Origin of the sequence: Corallococcus sp. AB049A (genome assembly GCF_003668885.1) — a bacterium.
GTDB lineage: Bacteria > Myxococcota > Myxococcia > Myxococcales > Myxococcaceae > Corallococcus > Corallococcus interemptor.
Map to the genome: position 1 here is coordinate 1 of NZ_RAWL01000643.1, position 3,375 is coordinate 3,375.

Sequence of the window (3,375 nt, forward strand, 5' to 3'; positions counted from 1 at the left end):
GTTGGGGGCGGCGGTGTCGTCAGTGGCGGCGGGCGGCGTGTCCGGCAGCGCGTCCGGCAGCTCCTTGTCCAGGTTGCGCAGGCGCGGGTTGAGCCACCCGGCCGCGACGTTCGTGAGCGTCAGGAGGCCCAGGACGATGAAGATGACGGCGATGCCGCGCCCCGGGCCCACGCCCAGCAGGCGGCCCATGGTGCTGGCGAGCGCGCCCCCCTCGCGCATGGCCGGCTCGAAGAGGCCATCCGCGAGCGGCCCCGCGATGAGGGCCGCGAGCGGCGACACGCAGAGGATGATCATCCGCTTCACGGCGGCGGCGCGGCCCTGGAGGTCCGCGGGAATCTTGCGCTGCCAGATGGACTGGATGCCCGCCATCACGGGCGGCATGGTGAACAGGTAGAGCGCGGCGGCGGCGGCGACCAGCGGCACGCTGGGCGACGGCGCGGCCATGAAGAGCACCACGCCCGAAAACGCATGGAAGCCGAGGATGCCGTACAGCGGGTTCTTGGGGCCGCCCCACACGCCCATGCCGATGCCGCCCACGAGCGCGCCCACGCCCGCGATGGACGCGATGCGGCCCAGCGTGGAGATGTCCGTGAAGGCGAGCACCAGGGGGGTGATCAGCAGCACCACCAGGTCCATGCACAGCACGGCCACGCCGGTGAAGGCCATCAGCGACAAGAGCCCCTTGCGCGCGCTGATGAAGCTCCAGCCCTGCTTCATCTCCGTGAGCAGCGACCCCTTGCCCTGCTGGCCCGCCTCGGAGGCGACGGGCCGGGGGAAGCGGACCATCAGCAGGGTGGTGACGGCGATGAAGAAGCTGCAGACGTCCACCGTCAGCACGCCCACCAGTCCCACGCTGTCGATGAGCGCTCCCGCGATGATGGGGGAGAGGATCTGGCTGGCGCCGCTGGCCACCTCCGCCATGGCGTTGGCGCGGCCCAGGTGCTGCTTGGGCACGATGAGCGTCACCGTGGCGAAGAAGGCCGGCCAGCGGAAGGCGCCGAAGCACGAGCCCAGGGAGACGGGCAGGTAGAAGTGCCAGGTCTCCAGCTTGAACAGCCCCCGGTCGCTGGCCATCAACATGGCGAAGATGAGCAGCGTGGTGAAGCCGTTGCCCAGGTCCGCCAGCAGCATGGCGCGGCGGCGGTCCCAGCGGTCGATGAGCGTCCCCGCGATGGGGGACAGCACCACCATGGGCGCGAGCGCGAAGAAGGACAGCAGCGCGAACTGCGTGGTGGAGCGCGTGTCGAGGAAGACCTTCGCGCCCACGCCGAAGGACGTGAGGCCGGAACCGAGGATCGAGATGAGCTGCCCGAACCAGGTGATCCAGAAGACCCGCATGGGCTGGGTGATGGTCAGGCGTTGCGCGAGGCTCATTCCACGTCTCTTTCTCCTGGGGGGCAGGAGGGTCAGGGGCCCGCGCACCGTACTACGGGAGTGCGCGCGGGCCCGGCGTTGCCAGGGGGGATTTCAGCTCTGCTCCAGCTCCGCGAGCATGGCTTCCAGGGCTTCCGGGTCGAGCTGGCTGGCGCTCGCCTCCACGATGGCCACCGTCATGACCTCCACGGTGGGGGACTCGAAGAGGGCGCGCATGGACAGCTCGACCTGGAAGGCCTCGCGGATGCGCGACAAGAGCTGCACGCCCAACAGCGAGTGGCCGCCCAGCTCGAAGAAGTTGTCGGTGATGCCCACCGACTCCACGCCCAGCAGGTCCTGCCAGAGCGCGGCGACCTTCTCCTCGGTCTCGTCGCGAGGAGCGACGAAGGCGTTGGCCAGCGGGGGACGCGGGTGCTTGCCGCTGCCGCTTCCACCCGCGCGGGCCGGAGCCGCGCCATCGCGTGCCGCCTGACGCCGCGCCTCCAGTGAGCCCAGCGATGCGAGGTAGCGTCCACCGGTGGGCTGGGTGAGGAGCGCGCGCAGGAGGCGGAAGCCCTCGGTGGGAGGGATGACGGCGTCGGGCCGGAATCCCTCGCCCACGCCCCACACGTCCCAGTCCACGGTGTACCAGCGGGTGCCGCCCAGGCGGGCCTGTCGCACCGCCAGGGCGTCCATGCCGGCGTGCGCCGCCGCCACCGCGCTGACGGCCATGCCGCCCAGCACCACGGTGAGGGAGGACTGCACGACGACGAAGTCCGGACGCCGCGAGGCCAGCGCCTCCGCCAGCTGCGTGAGGCCCCCGAAGCGGCCGGCCAGCAGCGGGGTGGTGGCCTCGGGCGAGGCCTCTCCCACGGAGATGCGGGTGGCCATGCCGCCGTCGCCCGCGGCGTAGAAGACGCCGTCGATGCGGCCGAACTTCGCCTCCGCCAGCTGGAACGCCTTGTCCAGCTGACCGGGCACGCCCGCGTCCGCGCGTAGCGCCAGCACCTGTGCGCCCGCCTTCTCCAGCGCGCGCATGCGGTCGATGGCCTTGGACGTCGCGTCCTGGGCGTCATGACCCGCGCGCCACGCGTCCCATTCGCCAGGGGCGGGCAGCGTGCGGCGGGACAGCAGCACGAGCTTCGGCTTCACCGCCTGCGTCAGCTGCTCCGCGAGCGCCTGGCCCACGCGGCCCAGGCCACCGACGATGACGTAGACGCCGCCGTCCTTGAGGCCGCCGTGCTCCGTGGAGGCCGGGACGTCGAGGGTCTCGAACGCCTCGACGTGGCGGTACGTGCCGCGCAGCGCGACCACCGGGTCCTTGCCGGTGGCCAGCTCCGTCACCAGCCGCTCCAGCCACGGGCCGGACGCGGACTCATCCGGCGCGGGCCAGGTGACGTCGACCGAGCGCACGGTGAGGCCGGGGTACTCCTGCGGCAGCACGCGGCTGGCACCGACAGCGGCCGCCTGCCAGGGCAAGAGCGGCTCCTCGCCCGTGACGTCCTGGGCGCCGGTGGTCACCACGTCCAGCGTCACGGGCGTCTTCGCCGCGCCCGGGCCCACCGCCTTCGCGAGCGCGAGCAGCCCGTGGAACGACGTCGTGAGCCCCGACTCCAGGTCGCGCGGCTCCTTCACCAGGGGCCACAGGTACGCGACGTGCGCGGGCGTCCAGTCCTCACCGCGCAGACGCTCCAGGTGCTCACCCAGCGCGTCCCCCAGGGCATCCGGAGACGCGGGGTCCACGGCGAAGCGCTTCGTCACCGGATCCGACGCGCCCTGTCCCGCGACGAGCGACACCACGTCCGCGCCCGCCAGACGCAGCCGCTCCGACACTCGCGCGGCCACCGGCGAGTCCGCCTCCAGCACCAGCCAGCGCTGGCCGGAGAGCGGCGGCACCTGCGGCGAGGCGCGCGTGCGCGGCCAGGCGGGGACGGTCAGTTCCACGCCCTGCGTCGTCGCGGCCTTCGCGGCGACAGCGGCGCGAGGCATCGCGGGCGGCGGACCCTTGAGCAGGTCGTAGCG

The 3,375-nt window shown here is 72.6% G+C and carries 2 protein-coding genes; both read right to left on the minus strand.

Annotated features, from left to right (window positions below; translation table 11 throughout):
- The coding region (locus tag D7X55_RS37640) for an MFS transporter (RefSeq protein ID WP_121725548.1) at positions 1–1,374 on the minus strand (1,374 nt) is incomplete at its 3' end.
- Positions 1,375–1,467: 93 nt separating this feature from the next.
- Positions 1,468–3,375: KR domain-containing protein (locus D7X55_RS37645; protein WP_233610309.1), on the minus strand; the 1,908-nt coding region annotated here is incomplete at its 5' end.